This window comes from Streptomyces sp. NPDC000075 (genome assembly GCF_040301925.1).
Lineage (GTDB): Bacteria > Actinomycetota > Actinomycetes > Streptomycetales > Streptomycetaceae > Streptomyces > Streptomyces polychromogenes.
This window is the reverse complement of sequence record NZ_JBEPFL010000040.1, coordinates 41,064-57,685: the sequence shown is the minus strand read 5'-3', so window position 1 is coordinate 57,685 and position 16,622 is coordinate 41,064. Positions and strand designations below refer to the sequence as shown.

General features: G+C 71.6%; 16 protein-coding genes. 8 read left to right on the top strand and 8 right to left on the bottom strand.

Annotated elements, in window-relative coordinates; translation table 11 throughout:
• Positions 1-2 precede the first annotated feature (2 nt).
• The gene (locus ABT403_RS33225) at positions 3-1,430 is read left to right on the top strand and encodes a NarK family nitrate/nitrite MFS transporter (RefSeq protein ID WP_344151285.1); all 1,428 of its coding nucleotides are present in this window, start codon (positions 3-5) and stop codon (positions 1,428-1,430) included.
• A gap of 115 nt (positions 1,431-1,545) precedes the next feature.
• Entirely contained in the window at positions 1,546-1,773 is a 228-nt protein-coding gene (locus ABT403_RS33220) for a hypothetical protein (protein WP_344151288.1), read from the top strand.
• Between the two features lie 13 nt (positions 1,774-1,786).
• Here the strand turns inward: ABT403_RS33220 and mscL are convergent, their stop codons facing one another.
• The 7 genes from mscL to ABT403_RS33185 all read right to left on the bottom strand — a co-directional run bounded on the left by mscL (position 1,787) and on the right by ABT403_RS33185 (position 8,374).
• Entirely contained in the window at positions 1,787-2,284 is a 498-nt protein-coding gene (gene mscL / locus ABT403_RS33215; RefSeq protein WP_344151290.1) for a large conductance mechanosensitive channel protein MscL, read from the bottom strand.
• Between the two features lie 123 nt (positions 2,285-2,407).
• The gene (locus ABT403_RS33210) at positions 2,408-2,953 is read right to left on the bottom strand and encodes a hypothetical protein (RefSeq protein WP_344151292.1); all 546 of its coding nucleotides are present in this window, start codon (positions 2,951-2,953) and stop codon (positions 2,408-2,410) included.
• A gap of 181 nt (positions 2,954-3,134) precedes the next feature.
• Complete coding sequence (locus ABT403_RS33205; protein ID WP_344151295.1) at positions 3,135-3,692, bottom strand: carboxymuconolactone decarboxylase family protein; 558 nt, start codon at positions 3,690-3,692, stop codon at positions 3,135-3,137.
• Positions 3,693-3,876: 184 nt separating this feature from the next.
• A complete protein-coding gene (locus tag ABT403_RS33200; RefSeq protein ID WP_344151298.1) occupies positions 3,877-4,710 on the bottom strand; it encodes an S-methyl-5'-thioadenosine phosphorylase in 834 nt (277 codons plus the stop codon).
• A gap of 77 nt (positions 4,711-4,787) precedes the next feature.
• Positions 4,788-5,099, bottom strand: coding sequence for an FmdB family zinc ribbon protein (locus ABT403_RS33195; protein ID WP_344151301.1), 312 nt, complete (start codon positions 5,097-5,099; stop codon positions 4,788-4,790).
• A 67-nt stretch (positions 5,100-5,166) separates the two neighbouring features.
• Positions 5,167-6,498: an MFS transporter gene (locus ABT403_RS33190; RefSeq protein ID WP_344151304.1), complete on the bottom strand. Its 1,332-nt coding sequence runs from the start codon at positions 6,496-6,498 to the stop codon at positions 5,167-5,169.
• 415 nt (positions 6,499-6,913) lie between these two features.
• Positions 6,914-8,374 carry a potassium/proton antiporter gene (locus ABT403_RS33185; protein WP_344151307.1) on the bottom strand — a complete coding sequence of 487 codons (1,461 nt, stop codon included), beginning with the start codon at positions 8,372-8,374 and terminating at the stop codon, positions 6,914-6,916.
• A gap of 281 nt (positions 8,375-8,655) precedes the next feature.
• On the opposite strand from ABT403_RS33185, the gene ABT403_RS33180 reads away from it, so the two are divergent.
• Positions 8,656-11,571 (top strand): penicillin acylase family protein, encoded by a 2,916-nt coding sequence (locus tag ABT403_RS33180; RefSeq protein WP_344151310.1) that lies wholly within the window; start codon positions 8,656-8,658, stop codon positions 11,569-11,571.
• Here the strand turns inward: ABT403_RS33180 and ABT403_RS33175 are convergent, their stop codons facing one another.
• Positions 11,572-12,198 carry a 5-formyltetrahydrofolate cyclo-ligase gene (locus tag ABT403_RS33175; protein ID WP_344151313.1) on the bottom strand — a complete coding sequence of 209 codons (627 nt, stop codon included), beginning with the start codon at positions 12,196-12,198 and terminating at the stop codon, positions 11,572-11,574.
• A gap of 94 nt (positions 12,199-12,292) precedes the next feature.
• On the opposite strand from ABT403_RS33175, the gene galU reads away from it, so the two are divergent.
• The 5 genes from galU (at position 12,293) to ABT403_RS33150 (ending at position 16,472) form a co-directional block, all read left to right on the top strand.
• A complete protein-coding gene (gene galU, locus ABT403_RS33170; protein ID WP_344151316.1) occupies positions 12,293-13,195 on the top strand; it encodes a UTP--glucose-1-phosphate uridylyltransferase GalU in 903 nt (300 codons plus the stop codon).
• 4 nt (positions 13,196-13,199) lie between these two features.
• A complete protein-coding gene (gene glp, locus ABT403_RS33165) occupies positions 13,200-14,543 on the top strand; it encodes a molybdotransferase-like divisome protein Glp (protein ID WP_344151319.1) in 1,344 nt (447 codons plus the stop codon).
• A 212-nt stretch (positions 14,544-14,755) separates the two neighbouring features.
• Positions 14,756-15,235 carry a cyclic pyranopterin monophosphate synthase MoaC gene (moaC, locus tag ABT403_RS33160; RefSeq protein ID WP_344151322.1) on the top strand — a complete coding sequence of 160 codons (480 nt, stop codon included), beginning with the start codon at positions 14,756-14,758 and terminating at the stop codon, positions 15,233-15,235.
• A gap of 32 nt (positions 15,236-15,267) precedes the next feature.
• Positions 15,268-15,834 (top strand): MogA/MoaB family molybdenum cofactor biosynthesis protein, encoded by a 567-nt coding sequence (locus ABT403_RS33155; RefSeq protein WP_425580107.1) that lies wholly within the window; start codon positions 15,268-15,270, stop codon positions 15,832-15,834.
• Between the two features lie 17 nt (positions 15,835-15,851).
• Positions 15,852-16,472 carry a GNAT family N-acetyltransferase gene (locus ABT403_RS33150; RefSeq protein ID WP_344151325.1) on the top strand — a complete coding sequence of 207 codons (621 nt, stop codon included), beginning with the start codon at positions 15,852-15,854 and terminating at the stop codon, positions 16,470-16,472.
• Positions 16,473-16,622 lie beyond the last annotated feature (150 nt).

The window sequence follows — 16,622 nt, the reverse complement described above, 5'->3', positions numbered from 1 at the left end:
CGATGTCCATGCCGACGCCCACCCCGTCCGCCGTGCGCTCGCACCGCAAGGAGACCTACAAGCCCGGGGCCGTCATCGGGGACTGGCGGCCCGAGGACGACGGGTTCTGGCAGTCCACCGGCCGCAGGGTCGCCCAGCGCAACCTCTGGGTCTCCATCCCGGCCCTGATGCTCGGCTTCGTGGTCTGGCAGGTCTGGTCGGTCACCGTGGTCAAGCTGAACGACGTCGGCTTCGGCTTCTCCAAGTCGCAGCTGTTCTGGCTGACCGCGATCCCCGGCATCACCGGCGGCACCTTCCGGATCCTGTACACCTTCATCGGCCCGATCTTCGGCGAGCGCAAGTTCACCGCCCTCAGCACGCTCGTCCTCGTCGCCCCCATGCTGTGGCTGGGCTTCGCGCTCCAGGACACCGGCACCCCGTACTGGGAACTGGCCCTCATCGCCGCCGTCTGCGGCATCGGAGGCGCCAACTTCGCCTCCTCCATGGCCAACATCGGCTTCTTCTTCCCCAAGCGGGAGAAGGGCAGCGCCAACGGCCTCAACGGCGGTCTCGGCAACCTCGGCGTGAGCGTCGTCCAGCTGGTCGCGCCCCTGGTGGTCACCGCCGCCGTGCTGGGGCCCCCGGCCGGCGGCCCGCAGCACGACGCGAAGAAGAACACGGACATCTGGCTCCAGAACGGAGCCTTCCTCTGGGTGCCGCTGCTGGTCATCATGGCGCTGCTCGCCTGGTTCCTGATGAACGACCTCAAGGTGGCCGCCGCCCCCTTCAGCCAGCAGAAGGTCATTTTCAAGCGTAAGCACAACTGGCTGATGACCTGGCTCTACGTCGGCACCTTCGGGTCCTTCATCGGTTTCGCCGCCGGCCTTCCCCTGCTCATCAAGAACAACTTCGAGGCGCAGGGATACCAGGCGACGACCTACGCCTGGATCGGACCGTTCATCGGCGCGCTGATGCGCTGGGCGGGCGGCTGGCTCTCCGACCGGATCGGCGGGGCCCGGGTGACCATGCTGTCGTTCGTCGGCATGGCGGCCGCCCTGATCGCGGTGATCTTCGCGCTGCCGTCGGGCGGGGACCAGGGCAACTTCTGGGCGTTCTTCGCCGGCTTCCTGGTGGCCTTCGCCTTCTCCGGGCTGGGCAACGGATCGACCTTCCGGCAGATTCCCGTGATCTTCCGGGACCAGCACATGCGCCAGGCCGTGGGCCAGGGCCCCGAGGCGCAGGCGGCCGCGCTGAAGCAGTCGGAGATGGAGGCGGGCGCCGTCACCGGCTTCTCGTCCGCCATCGCCGCATACGGCTTCTTCTTCATCCCGGCCATGTTCGCGGCCACCGCCGTCACGAACGCGCTGTGGATGTTCATCGGCTTCTACGCGACCTGCCTTGCGGTCTGCTGGTGGTTCTACGCCCGCAAGGGTGCGGAAGCCCCCAGCTGACCCGAGCCGGGCCCGGGGCCCAGACCGGGGACCAGGCCGGAGCCCAGACCGGAGCCCAAACCGGGGCCCAGGCCGGGGCCCGGTCCCCGGGCGGGGGCGGCCGTACCCTTGAGGCATGAGCACCGCCCCCGCCTCCGACCCGCAGTCCCCCGAGCCCGCAGCAGGGGCGACGGCCGATGCCAAGCCGGCCGCGAAGCCCAGGCCGAAGCTGGTCTTCGACGACCCGCTCGACCAGCAGTCCTCGGACGACACCGACCGCGGCTGGGGCGAGCGGCCGCCCGCCGGAGGAAGCGCGGCCGACCTGGCCCGCTTCCTCGACGAGAAGCCCCCGCACCACATCTGATCCGCCGAGGCGCTCAGAAGCCGTCGCGCGCCCCCGGCGTCCTGGCGCTCTCGCCGTTCCCGCTGCGCTGCGCGACCAGGGTGTCGCGGATCTCCTTGAGCACCTCGAGCTCGGTGATCTCGATGGTCTCCTTCACGCCCTCCCGGGCCTTGCGGCGCGCCTCCTGCCGGGACAGGTACTTCGCCATCGGCAGGACCATCAGGAAGTAGACGACCGCGGCGGTGATCACGAAGCTGAGCGTCGCGTTCAGGACCGAGCCCCACATGATGTTGACGCCGGTCGGCTCGCCCTTGGCGTCCACCCCACAAGGTGCCTTCAGACACGAGGTGTAGACATCCAGGTTTTTCGTGCCGATGGCGCCCACCACCGGGCTGATGATGCCCTTCACGATCGAGTTCACGATGTTCGTGAACGCGGCGCCGATGACCACGGCCACGGCCAGGTCCACCACGTTGCCGCGCATCAGGAAGGCCTTGAAGCCCGCCAGGACGCTCTCCTTCTTCTCGCTCACGACTGAGCCTCTCTTCGTCACTGCTGTACACGGAGCCAACGGTTCCGAAAGCTACGGCAGTCATGGCCCGCCATGTCCAATCGGCGCCCACCCCAGAGCGACTTGACTGGGCGCCAGTACGAATCAGCACAACGTCACCGCCAGCCGGGACACCGCACCCGCACCCACCAGAGCCCGCGCGGTATCCCGGGGCACCGACAGCACCACCAGCGCCCCGCCGTCCCCCAACCCCTTCTCCGGCGGCGGGACTTCGGCCACCCGGGCCCCCGACGCCACCACCCTCGGCGGTCCGGCGCGCTCCGCCGCCACCACGTCCACCCGGTCCCCGGGGCGCAGCAGCCGCACCGTGGCCCCGTCGGCGATGCGTACGGGGGCCGACACCAGGCGCACCGCCGCGGGCGACGCCTTCACCTCGGGCGGCGCCGCACCCCGGGAGGCGCGCGCGTCCGTCCCGCCGACGGCCAGGGCGGCCGCCACCACGGCCAGCCCGGCCGAGGCGAGCCGCCGCCTGCGGCGCACCGCACGGCGCAGCCGTCCCCGGGCTCCCCGGGCCCGCCCCACGCGCAACGGCGGGAACGGCGGCACGGGGCGCGCGGGGCGGCACCCGGAGGAAGGGGAGGGCGGGGGAGAGGCCGGGGAAGCGGGGGAGTTGGGAGAGGTCCTGGACATGCTGGTCACCGCCGAACGGGTCGAGATCCGGTGCCCGGGTCCATCGCCCGGACCCTCCCACGATCCGCCCCTTCGCCGCGGCCCGCTCCGGCCTGTGGACGATCCCCAGGTTGTGGACAACCCGTTCACCCGCAGGTGTGGGGCCCAGCCGACTCCGGCCGGCCAGCCGGCCGGCGCTCGGTCAGGCCCGGCCCGGCACCCGGCAGGCCTCCGAGAACCCCTGGCTGGTCAGACCGAAGGCGCTGTTGACCCGCGAGCGCCAGTTCTCGAGCGCGACGACGGCGGTGAGTTCGACGAACGCCGCCTCGCCGAGCCGCCCGACGAGGTCGGCCGCCAGCTCGTCGGTGACCGTCGGCGCGGTCTCGGTCATCGCCTCCGCGTACTCCATGACCAGTAGCTCCAGCCCGGTGAACACCTCGCGGGCCTCGCGCCACCGCGGCACCCGTTCGATCTTCTCCGGTGACAGACCCAGCTCGTGGCCCTCCCAGTAGCCGAAGTCCATGCACCACGAGCAGTTGATCAGGGCCGCGCAGGCCATCACCGCGAGGTGCTTCAGCCCGGCGTCGAGCCGGTTCCACTTCGCCGCCCGCTGCTCCATCCGGACGTACGAGAACAGCACGCGCGGGTTGTGCCCGTACGCCTGACCGGGGTCGAGCACCTTGCCGTAGGTGCGGCGCGAGTACCAGGCGCCGATGCGCATGAGGAGGGTGCGGGGCGGGGTGAGCGAGATGCGCGGCATGGCTGGCCTCTTCCGGAGGGGGGTCCGGTCGACCCCTTCGCCCTGGAGACAGGACGGCCCCGCGGAACGTGACACCGCCCGAGGAATCGTTTCCTCGGGCGGTGCCGGGGGCTCTGAGGGCCCGTACCCGGGCCCTCAGGGCCCCGACGGGCTCCGGCAGGCCTGTGGCCGGTCTCCGGCGCGCCTACGGCAGCTCGATGCCCAGGTCCCAGCCGTCATGGACACGGGTGCACAGGCAGTCGCGGTCCTCGGTCGCCGGGAGGCCCGCCACGGCGTCGAAGAGGACCTCGCGCAGCCGGCTGATGTTCTCGCCGAACACCTTCAGCACCTCCGCGTGCGAGACCCCCTCGCCCGTCTCGGCACCCGCGTCCAGGTCCGTCACCAGCGCCATCGACGTGTAGCAGAGCCCCAGCTCACGGGCGAGGACCGCCTCCGGGTGCCCGGTCATCCCGACCACCGACCAGCCGGCCGCCGCGTGCCACCGCGACTCGGCGCGCGTCGAGAACCGCGGCCCCTCGATGACGACCATGGTGCCGCCGTCCACCGGCTCCCACTCCCGCCCGCGCGCCGCCGCGAGCGCCACCGTGCGCCCCACCGGGCAGTACGGGTCGGCGAAGGTGGTGTGGACGACGTTCGGGACGCTCCCGTCCGGCAGCGGCTCCCCGTCGAAGAAGGTCTGCGCACGCGACTTCGTACGGTCGACCAGCTGGTCCGGAACCAGCAGCGTGCCCGGCCCGTACTCCGCCCGCAGGCCGCCCACCGCGCAGGGGCCCAGCACCTGCCGGACGCCGACCGAGCGCAGCGCCCACAGGTTGGCCCGGTAGTTGATCTTGTGGGGCGGCACGGTGTGGCTGCGCCCGTGCCGCGGCAGGAACGCAACCCGCCGGCCCGCCAGCTCGCCCAGGTACAGCGAGTCGCTCGGGGGCCCGTAGGGGGTCTCGACCTGGATCTCGGAGACGTCCTCAAGGAAGGAGTAGAAGCCCGACCCGCCGATTACACCGATCTCTGCGTTCACCATGCCGCCACCCTAACGGGGGACGCGCAAGGCCCCGCCGCCCAGGAGGGCGTACGGGGCCTTGCGGAAGAGGAGCGAGGTCAGGCGGCCGAGCTGGAGCTGCCGCCCGTGCTCGAGGACGTCGAGGAGGACGCGGCGGCCGGAGCCGAAGCGGTCGACGTCGTGGTGGACGACGAGGACGACGGCTTCGAGGCGGGCGTGCTGCTCGACGAGGCGCCACGGCTGTCGTTCCGGTAGAAACCGGAGCCCTTGAAGACGATGCCCACGGCGGAGAACACCTTCTTCAGGCGTCCGTCGCAGCTCGGGCAGACGGTCAGCGCTTCATCGGTGAACTTCTGCACGGCCTCAAGGCCCTCACCGCACTCGGTGCACTGGTACTGGTAGGTCGGCACGAATTTCCTCCTGGCACTCTGACTCAATGAGTGCTAACGACGCTCCATGGTGACGTATTCCGGCGGATCAGTCCACCGTCACAGGCGTGCGGTGACCGATCCCACGCTCGGCCGCGCGCTCCGGCCCGGTGCTCGCGGGCGTGGCGGCGGCCGGCGCGGACGAGTTCACGATGCGGCTCGGGCCCTGCGGCGCGAGCTTCGCGCGCAGCGCCAGCAGGGTGGCCAGCGCGAGCGCGGTGGCGGCCAGCGGCACCAGGAACCCGTACGAGGACCCGTGCGCGTCCGTCAGGCGGCCGGCCACGATCACGGCGACGGCCTGCCCGAAGGCGACCGCACCGGTCAGCCAAGTGAAGGCCTCGGTGCGCGAGGCGGCCGGGACCAGCTGCTCGATCATCGTGTAGCCGGTGATCAGCGCGGGGGCGATGCACAGACCGACGACCAGGCCGACGGCGCCCATCAGGACGGCCGAGTTCACGGCCCACAGGACCGAGGCGGCGGCGGTCAGGCCGACGTAGCCGAGGATCAGGCGGCGGCGCGGGCCGATCTTCCAGGCGACGGCGCCCATGGTGATGCCCGCGATCATGTTGCCGGCCGCGAAGACGCCGTACAGCAGGCCGTTCGCGCCCGGGTTGCCGATCTCGCTGGCGAAGGCGGTGAGCGACACCTGCATGCCGCCGAAGACGGCGCCGATGCCGAGGAACGCGACGATCAGGACGCGCAGGCCGGGGAAGGACAGGGCCGAGGCGTGCTTCTCGCCGTGGGCCGCCGTAGCGGCGGTCTTCGGCTCGGTGGCGCGCTGCGCGGCGAAGAACAGGCCGCCGAGCAGGGTCAGGGCCGCCTCGGTGGCCAGGCCGGCCGCCGGGTGGACGCCGGTGCACAGCGCGGTGGCGAGCACCGGGCCGACGACGAAGGTGAACTCGTCGGTGACGGACTCGAACGCGGCGGCCGTCGGCAGCAGCGGGGAGCCCTCGAGCTTGGCCGCCCAGCGGGTCCGGACCATGGGTCCGACCTGCGGGACGGAGGCGCCGGCCGGGACGGCGGCCAGCGCGAGCGCCCACAGCGGGGCGCCGAGGAGGGCCAGCGCGGTCAGAGCGGAGACGGCGGTGGCGTGGGCGAGGACGACCGGCACGAGGACGGCGCTCTGGCCGCGGCGGTCGGTGAGCTTGCCCATGACCGGGGCGAACAGGGCCATGGACACGCCGGTGACGGCGGAGACGATGCCCGCGTCGCCGTAGGAGCCGGTGGCGTGCTGGACGAGCAGCAGGATGCTGATGGTCAGCATGCCGAAGGGCAGACGGGCGGCGAAGCCGGGGAGGACGAAGGAGAGGGCGCCGGGCGTGCGCAGGAGCTGCCCGTAGCCGGGTCGGGCGGACGTGTCGGTCGTGACCGCGGATGTCACGGCCTGGCCTTTCCGCTGCCTGGTAGAGCGTCCCCGTCTGCGGTCGGCCGGCCGCCTTGTGAGCGACCGTACCCGTACATGTGGGAGCCCCGAGAGCTGTCCTCTTGCGCAGAACCGAGTGATACCTGGGCGCCCACTGCGGGAGGGTGCCACGGCCGCTTTGCGGTCGCGCCAGCTCTGCGTCAGGCAGAGTTGGTTCGATGTGGTGTGCCTTCATCGTACAGGGCAATCCACTACCACGCCCTGTGATTACGGTGACAAGGCATGTCTTCACCTGCGATTAACTGGAACTTCGCATTCCGACCCTCTGAAATGGGGGCAAGGCCGGGTGCAAGCCACCGAAATTGGCCGATTTAGAATGCCGCTCTAATCGAAAACCGCCGCCCGCGCCGCCCCGGTGGCCACCCTCCGGCACCTAGAGTGACGTTCCGCCACCGGTGCCCAGCCACCCCGCGAGCTTGCCCCCGCGCGCCACGGCGCGCAGCCGGGCCTCCGCCGCGTCCCGCACCGGGTCCGTCGCCACCACCAGCAGTTCGTCCCCCCGGCGCAGCACCGTCGACGGCGCCGGCACGAAGCTCTTCGCGTCCCGCACCACCAGCGTCACCGAGGCCCCGGCCGGCAGCCGCAGCTCGCCGACCTCCACCCCGTGCATCCGGGAGGCCGCGGGTATCGCGAAGGACAGCAGGTGTCCGCGCAGCTTCTCCAGCGGCGCCGACTCGATCCCCAGGTCCGCGGCGGCCTCGTCGGTCTCGCGCAGGTTCAGCTTCCGCGCCAGCCACGGCAGCGTCGGCCCCTGCACCAGCGTGTAGACGACGACGAGCACGAAGACGATGTTGAAGACCCGGTCGCTGCCCTCGATCCCGGTCACCATCGGGATCGTCGCCAGGATGATCGGCACGGCTCCGCGCAGACCCGCCCACGACATCAGCACCTGCTCCTGCCACGCGACCCGGAACGGCAGCAGGCTGACGAACACCTCCAGCGGCCGCGCCACCATCGTCAGCACCAGTCCGATGATCACGGCGGGCCAGAAGTCCCCGGCCAGCTCGTGCGGGGTCACCAGCAGGCCCAGCAGCACGAACATGCCGATCTGCGCGATCCAGCCCAGCCCGTCCGCGAACCCCCGCGTGGCCGGCCAGTGCGGCAGCTTCGCGTTCCCCAGCACCATCGCCGCCAGGTACACCGCGAGGAAGCCGGAGCCGTGCGCCATCGCGCCGGCCGCGTACGCGGAGACGGCGATAGCCATCACCGCGATCGGGTACAGGCCGGAGGCCGGCAGGGCCACGTGCCGCAGGCCGTACGCCCCCAGGAAGCCCACCGCCAGGCCTATCGCGGCGCCGATCGCCAGCTCCAGCGCGATCTTGCCGACCAGCACGTACCAGTGGTCCACCGGCCCGACCGTCGCGAAGGCCACCACCAGGATGACGACGGGGGCGTCGTTGAAGCCGGACTCGGCCTCCAGCACGCCCGTCACGCGCGAGGGGAGCGGGACCTTCCGCAGGACCGAGAAGACCGCCGCCGCGTCGGTCGAGGAGACGACCGCACCGATCAGGAGCGACTGCCGCCATTCGAGTCCGACCAGGTAGTGCGCGCCGGCCGCGGTGACCCCCACGCTGACCGCGACCCCGACCAGCGACAGGACGACCGCCTGCGGCAGGGCCGGCTTGATCTCTTTCCACTTCGTGCCCAGACCGCCCTCGGCGAGGATGACGACGAGCGCGGCGTAACCGATGACCTGCGTCAGCTCGGCGTTGTCGAATACGACGTTGCCAATGCCGTCCTGGCCTATCGCGATGCCTATGCCGAGGTAGATGAGCAGGCTGGGGAGGCCGCTGCGTGAAGAGATGCGTACCGCCGCGACCGCGACGAGCAGCACGAGCGAGCAGACCAGCAGGAGCTCATTGAGCGTGTGGACAGTCAGCGGGCGGCCCTTTCCTCAAAGCGCGCGCGGCGGAACGTTCCGCCCGCGGCGTATTCGGCAAGTGCTTCGTTACCTTACCTAATCTTTGACGGACTCTTTACGCGATACCCACATTGTGAAACGGCGGTTCCCCCCTGTCCTACGGACCTTGACCCCTGGCGGATCAACGAAGGCGGTCCTGCGCCTATGGTTGCTCCCAGCACTCCCAGGACCACCCTGCCCCTCGAAGGACAGCGATGCCCGCCAAAGAATCCGGACCTTCCGTCAAGAAGAAGGGACGACGCGCACGTCTGCTCGTGCTCGTCTTGGTCCTGGCGCTCTTGGCGGGCCTCGGCTACGGCGCGTACTGGAGCGTGGACACCGTGCGCGCTTCGTTCCCGCAGACCACCGGCTCCCTCAAGGTCCCAGGCCTGACCGGGACCGTCGACGTCAAGCGCGACGAGCACGGCATTCCGCAGCTCTACGCCGACAGCGACGAGGACCTCTTCCGCGCGCAGGGCTTCGTGCACGCGCAGGACCGGTTCTGGGAGATGGACGTACGCCGTCACATGACCTCCGGCCGGCTCTCGGAGATGTTCGGCTCCGGCCAGGTCGAGACCGACGCCTTCCTGCGCACCCTCGGCTGGCGCCAGGTCGCGCAGGAGGAGTACGACAAGAAGCTCACGCCCGAGACGAAGAAGTACCTCCAGGCCTACGCCGACGGGGTCAACGCGTGGCTGAAGGGGAAGTCCGGCAAGGACCTCTCCGTCGAGCACGCCGCCCTGAAGATCACCGACGGCTACAAGCCCGAGAAGTGGACGCCGGTCGACTCGGTGGCCTGGCTCAAGGCGATGGCCTGGGACCTGCGCGGCAACATGCAGGACGAGATCGACCGCTCGCTGATGTCGAACAAGCTCACGCAGGCGCAGATCGACGAGCTCTACCCGGCGTACCCCTTCGACCGCAACAAGCCGATCGTCGAGGGAGGCACCGTCGCGGGCGGCAAGTACGCCCCCCAGGGCACCGCGGGCGCCGGCACCGGTTCCACCGGCTCCTCCTCGACGGGCGCCACCGGCACGGGCACGGGCACCGGCTCCACCACCGGCACCGGCTCCGCCGCCGGCACGGGTACAGGCGCCGGGGCGGCCGCCGGCTCGCAGGCCAACCCCAACGGCGGCACCAACCCCGCCACCGGCCTCGCCGACAACGCGAGCGCCCAGGGCGCGACCGTCGGCCTGCGCACCCAGCTGACCGCCCTGTCCAAGACCCTGGACGACATCCCGGCCATCCTCGGCCCCAACGGCAGCGGCATCGGCTCGAACTCCTGGGTCATCTCGGGCAAGTACACGACCACCGGCAAGCCGCTGCTCGCGAACGACCCGCACCTCTCCCCGCAGCTGCCCTCGGTCTGGTACCAGATGGGCCTGCACTGCCGCGCCGTCTCGGCCCGGTGCCAGTACGACGTCGCCGGCTTCACCTTCTCCGGCATGCCCGGCGTGGTCATCGGCCACAACGCCGACATCGCCTGGGGCATGACCAACCTCGGCGCCGACGTCACCGACCTCTACCTGGAGCAGGTCCGTCCCGAGGGCTACGTCTACGACAACAAGGTCGTCCCCTTCACCACCCGTGAAGAGGAGATCAAGGTCGCGGGCGGCACCAGCAAGAAGATCACCGTCCGCAGCACCAACAACGGGCCGCTGATCTCCGACCGCAGCGACGAGCTGGAGACCGTCGGCTCCCGCGCCCCCGTCCCGAGCTCGGCCCCCGACCGCGGCACCGGCTACGCCGTCGCCCTGCGCTGGACCGCCCTGGACCCGGGCAAGTCGATGGACGCGGTCTTCAAGATCGACCGTGCCAAGGACTTCGCGAGCTTCCGCGCCGCGGCCGCGGACTTCGAGGTCCCGTCGCAGAACCTCATCTATGCCGACAACAAGGGCCCCAACGGCAACATCGGCTACCAGGCCCCGGGACGCATCCCGGTCCGCGGCCAGGGCGACGGCCGCATGCCGGCCCCCGGCTGGGACCCGAAGTACGCCTGGAAGGGCGGCCGCGACGGCAACGCCGGCTACATCCCGCAGAACGAGCTGCCCTGGGAGCTCAACCCGCAGCGCGGCTACATCGTCACCGCCAACCAGGCCGTCACCGAGTCCGGCACCGGCGCGGGCAAGTACCCGTACGTGCTGACCACCGACTGGGGCTACGGCGCCCGCAGCCAGCGGATCAATGACCTCATCGAGGCGAAGATCAAGGACAGCGGCAAGATCTCCACCGACGACATGCGCACCATGCAGATGGACAACAGCAGCGAGATCGCCGCGCTGCTGACCCCGATGCTGGCCAAGATCCCGGTCTCCGACCCGGACGTGCGCTCGGCGCAGAAGCTGCTGGAGGGCTGGAACTACACCCAGGAGAACGACTCGGCGGCGGCCGCGTACTTCAACGCCGTCTGGCGCAAGATCCTCAAGCTGGCGTTCGGCGACAAGATGCCGAAGGAGCTGCGCGTCGAGGGCAGCTGCATGAACGTCGTCGAGGAAAGCACCGGCCCCAACGACGACCTGGCCAAGACCGTCCGCGAGTGCGGCACGCGCGGCCCCGACTCCGCGCAGCCGGACGGCGGCGACCGCTGGTTCGAGGTGGTCCGCCGCCTGGTCAAGGACGAGAAGTCGCCGTGGTGGACCGCCACCCCGAAGACCGTCCACGACAAGCCCATCAAGACCCGCGACGAGCTCTTCGCCCGGGCGATGGAGGACGCGCGCTGGGAGCTGACCGCCAAGCTCGGCAAGGACCAGTCGACCTGGAGCTGGGGCCGGCTGCACCAGCTGACGCTGAAGAACCAGACCATCGGCAAGGAGGGCCCGGGCTTCATGCAGTGGCTCCTCAACCGCGGCCCGTGGAACCTGGGCGGCGGCGAGGCCACCGTCAACGCAACCGGCTGGAACGCGTCCAGCGGGTACGACGTCACCTGGGTGCCGTCGATGCGGATGGTCGTCAACCTCAACGACCTGGACAAGTCGCGCTGGATCAACCTGACCGGCGCCTCGGGCCACGCCTACGACGGCAACTACACCGACCAGACGACCCTGTGGGCCAAGGGCGAGCTGCTGGACTGGCCGTTCGGAAAGGCCGCCGTCGACAAGTCGACAGTGGACACCCTGACGCTCAAGCCGTGATCACGGCCTGAAGCGCAGCACCCCCGACGGGGTGGCGACCGCCTGGACGGGGTGGTCGTGCGGTTCCTCCGGGACCCGCGCGACCACCTCTTCGTCGTAGAGGAGCACCACCAGCGCCGGATGCGCGCCGGCCCGCTCCAGCCGCGCCAGCACCCGGTCGTACGAACCGCCGCCGCGCCCGAGCCGCATCCCGCGCCGGTCCACCGCCAGCCCGGGCAGCAGCACCGCGTCCGCCCCGGTGACGGCCTGCGGACCCAGCGGCGGACCGGAGGGCTCCAGCAGCCGCATCTTCCCCGGGTGCGCGGCCTCGGCGAGACTGCCCGGCCCCTCGTACACCGCCCAGTCGAGGTCGTTGTCCTCCAGCAGCAGGGGCAGCAGCACCCGCTTCCCGGCGTCCCGCAGCGCGTCCAGCAGTTCGCGGGTGCCCGGCTCCGCGCCGACGGAGACGTACGCGGCCACCGTCCGCGCGCCGGCCAGTTCGGGCAGCGCCAGCGCGGAGCGCGCCAGCGCGCCGGCCGCCGTACGGCGGGTCTCGGGGGACAAAGCCCGGCGTGCGGCCAGGAGTTCCCGGCGCAGGGCGGACTTCTCGGGAGGGACCGGGAGATCTCCGGCTGAGCTCTTTACCACAGTTGAGTCACAATTCCTTTTCTATCCGGACAGAGTTGGATGTATTTACCGGAATCTGGCTGGGTGTTCGGTACGACCCACTATGGTTCTGCCCATGACTCAGTCGCACCCTGTGATCAAGAAAGCCGTCATTCCGGCCGCAGGCCTCGGTACCCGGTTCCTCCCGGCGACCAAGGCGACCCCCAAGGAAATGCTCCCGGTCGTGGACAAGCCGGCCATCCAGTACGTGGTCGAGGAGGCCGTCTCGGCCGGACTCGACGACGTCCTCATGATCACAGGACGTAACAAGCGCGCTCTCGAGGACCACTTCGACCGCAACTACGAGCTGGAGTCGGCCCTGATCGCGAAGGGCGACGACGACCGGCTGAAGAAGGTCCAGGAGTCCAGCGACCTCGCCACCATGCACTACGTCCGCCAGGGCGACCCGCGCGGCCTCGGCCACGCCGTCCTGTGCGCCGAGCCCCACGTCGGCGAGGAGCCCTTCGCCGTCCTCCTCGGCGACGACCTCATCGACCCGCGCGACCCCCTCCTGCGCCGGATGGTCGAGGTCCACGAGAAGACCGGCGGCACCGTCATCGCCCTGATGGAGGTCGACCCCGCCAACGTCCACCTCTACGGCTGCGCCGCCGTCGAGACGACCGGCGAGGACGACGTCGTCCGCATCACCGGCCTCGTCGAGAAGCCGGAGCCCGCCGAGGCGCCCAGCAACTACGCGGTTATCGGACGCTACGTACTGCACCCCGCGATCTTCGGCATACTGCGGGAGACCGAGCCGGGCCGCGGTGGGGAGATCCAGCTCACCGACGCCCTGCAGAAGCTGGCCGCCGACGAGACCGTGGGCGGCCCGGTGCACGGCGTGGTCTTCCGAGGCCGCCGCTACGACACCGGGGACCGGGGGGACTACCTGCGGGCCATCGTCCGACTCGCGTGCGAGCGTGAGGACCTGGGCCCGGAGTTCCGCACCTGGCTTCACCGTTACGTCACGGAGGAGATGTAGCACCTTGAGCAGCAGAGCACCGCAGGACACCGGCCACCACCGCCTGTGGTCGGTGGACGAGCACCTCGCGGACGTCCTCGCCGCCGTCCGGCCGCTGGAGCCCATCGAGCTCCAGCTGCTCGACGCCCAGGGCTGCGTCCTGGTCGAGGACGTCACCGTGCCCGTCGCCCTCCCGCCCTTCGACAACAGCTCCATGGACGGGTACGCCGTCCGTACGGCCGACGTCCAGGGTGCGAGCGAGGAGTTCCCCGCGGTGCTCACGGTCGTCGGCGACGTCGCGGCGGGCAGCGGCGAGCTGCCCACCGTCGGCCCCGGCCAGGCCGCCCGCATCATGACCGGCGCCCCCCTGCCGCCCGGCGCGGAGGCCGTCGTACCGGTCGAGTGGACCGACGGCGGCACGGGCGGCGGCGCCGCCTCCGGGATGACCCCGGCCAGCGCCGCGCCCGAGGGCGCGGCCGGCGAGGTACGGGTCCACCGGCCGGCGGAGGCCCGCGCGCACGTGCGCGCCCGCGGCAGCGACGTACAGGCCGGAGACCTGGCGCTGGCCGCCGGCACCGTCCTCGGCCCGCCGCAGATCGCGCTGCTGGCGGCGATCGGCCGGGGCACCGTACGGGTCCGGCCGCGCCCGCGCGTGGTCGTCCTGTCCACCGGCAGCGAGCTGGTCCAGCCGGGTGAGGCACTGGCCGCCGGGACCATCTACGACTCCAACAGCTTCGCGCTGGCCGCCGCCGCCCGCGACGCCGGCGCCATCGCCTACCGTGTCGGCGCGGTCGCCGACGACGCCGACACGCTGCGCTCCACCATCGAGGACCAGCTGATCCGCGCCGACCTGCTGGTCACCACGGGCGGCGTCAGCGTCGGCGCGTACGACGTGGTCAAGGAGGCCCTGACCACGGCCGGCACCGGCGACGGCGAGGAGCCGCAGTCCGGCGGCGTGGACTTCCGCAAGCTCGCCATGCAGCCCGGCAAGCCACAGGGCTTCGGCACGGTCGGCCCCGACCACACCCCGCTGCTGGCCCTGCCCGGCAACCCGGTGTCCTCGTACGTCTCCTTCGAGCTGTTCGTGCGTCCCGCGATCCGCGCCCTCATGGGGCTGCCGGCGGCGCAGGTCAGCCGGCCGAGCGTGCGGGCCGTGCTGAAGGCCGACGCGCCGCTCGGCTCCCCGGCCGCCCGGCGCCAGTACCTGCGCGGCACGTACGACCCCGAGGCGGGCACGGTCAGCCCGGTCGGCGGATCGGGCTCCCACCTGATCGCCGCGCTGGCGCACGCCGACTCGCTGATGGTCGTACCGGAGGACGTCACCTCGGTGGAACCGGGCACCGAGCTGGAAGTGATCCCGCTGGGCTAGCCGCCCCGCCCGTCCGGCGGTCCCGTCCGGCCGCCCGCACCGCGCGGCCGGCGGTCCCGCTCGTGTGTTGGTTGCGTCCGGGCGGGCCGCGCGGGCGCACGTGCTGTTTCGGCCAGTGGTCCTGCCCGGCTCGGGAGCGCCCGGTGCGGGTAGCGTGTTGCATCACACAGGCCCCGGGGTTTCGGGGCCCGGAGCGGGAGCGGCACGTAGACATGAGTACGCAGAGCAGGCTGACGCACATCGACGAGGCCGGCGCGGCCCGGATGGTCGACGTATCGACAAAAGACGTCACCACCCGCACGGCGCGCGCCAGCGGCCGCGTCCTGGTCTCGCCCCGGGTGATCGAGCTGCTGCGCGGCGAGGGCGTGCCGAAGGGCGACGCCCTCGCCACCGCGCGGATCGCCGGGATCATGGGGGCGAAGAAGACCCCCGACCTGATCCCGCTCTGCCACCCGCTGGCGGTCTCCGGGGTGAAGGTGGACCTCAAGGTCGCCGACGACGCCGTCGAGATCCTCGCCACCGTCAAGACCACCGACCGCACCGGCGTGGAGATGGAGGCGCTGACCGCGGTCGCCGTCGCCGGGCTCACCGTGATCGACATGGTGAAGGCCGTCGACAAGGGCGCGGTCATCACCGACGTCCGGGTGGAGGAGAAGACGGGCGGCAAGTCCGGCGACTGGACCCGCTCGTGACGCCCCCGCGCGGTGGCGAGGTCCACAGCCACGTGCCGCCCGCCGCCGCCGAGGGCGGGGCCGGGGACGCGGCGCCGGCCGCCGCCGGGGCGCCCGCGCCCCGCGGCCTGGTGGTCACCGCCTCCAACCGCGCCTCGCAGGGCGTGTACGCCGACAAGGGCGGCCCGCTCCTGGCCGAGGCGCTGGAGAAGCTGGGCTTCGCGGTCGACGGCCCGCGCGTCGTCCCGGACGGGGACCCCGTCGAGCGGGCGCTGCGCGAGGGCGTGGCCGCCGGGTACGACGTCATCCTGACCACCGGCGGCACCGGCATCTCGCCGACCGACCGCACGCCGGACGCGACCGCCCGCGTGCTCGACTACGAGATCCCCGGCATCCCGCAGGCGATCCGCGCCGAGGGTCTCGCCAAGGTGCCGACCGCCGCCCTGTCGCGGGGCCTGGCGGGCGTGGCGGGCCGCACGCTGATCGTGAACCTGCCCGGTTCCACGGGCGGCGTCAAGGACGGCCTCGCGGTGCTGGCGCGGATCCTGCCGCACGCCGTCGACCAGATCCGGGGCGGCGACCACCCCAGACCGGACGCGGCCGCCGGGAGCCCGAGCTGAACGGCCCGTCCTGGCCGGTGGTGCTGGCGGACGGCGACGTCACGCTGCGGCCCATAAAAATGCGCGACCAGCGCGCCTGGCGCGAGGTCAACCGCCGCAACCGCGACTGGCTGCGGCCGTGGGAGGCCACGATCCCGCCGCCCGCGCCGTGGGGGCCGGTGATCCACCGGCCGACGTACCGGCAGATGGTCCGCCACCTGCGGGCGGAGGCGAACGCCGGCCGGATGCTGCCCTTCGTCATCGAGTACCGGGGGCGGCTGGTCGGCCAGCTGACGGTCGCCGGGATCACCTGGGGCTCGATGTGCGCCGCGCACGTGGGCTACTGGGTGGACCGGGACGTGGCCGGCCGAGGGGTGATGCCGACGGCGGTCGCGCTCGCCGTCGACCACTGCTTCCTGAAGGTCGGGCTGCACCGCATCGAGGTGTGCATCCGTCCGGAGAACGGCCCCAGCAGGCGGGTGGTCGAGAAGCTGGGCTTCCGCGAGGAGGGGCTGCGGCCGCGTTATCTCCATATCGACGGAGCGTGGCGCGACCACCTGGTCTTCGCCCTCACCGCCGAGGAGATCCCCGAGGGGCTGCTGCGGCGCTGGAGCCGGGTGCGCAGGAAGGAAAGCCCGCCGCCGGCGACCGCACCGTAAAACAGGTAATCGCAAAAGCGTTCGAATTATTGCTCGGTTCGCCCATAACCTGATCCGAAGAATCACAAAAAAAGTCGGTGATATCAGCCGGATCGTGCGACACACCGGCCCAATTGGCTGATCCGGTCGGCCGCGCCCCTCTACGGTGTG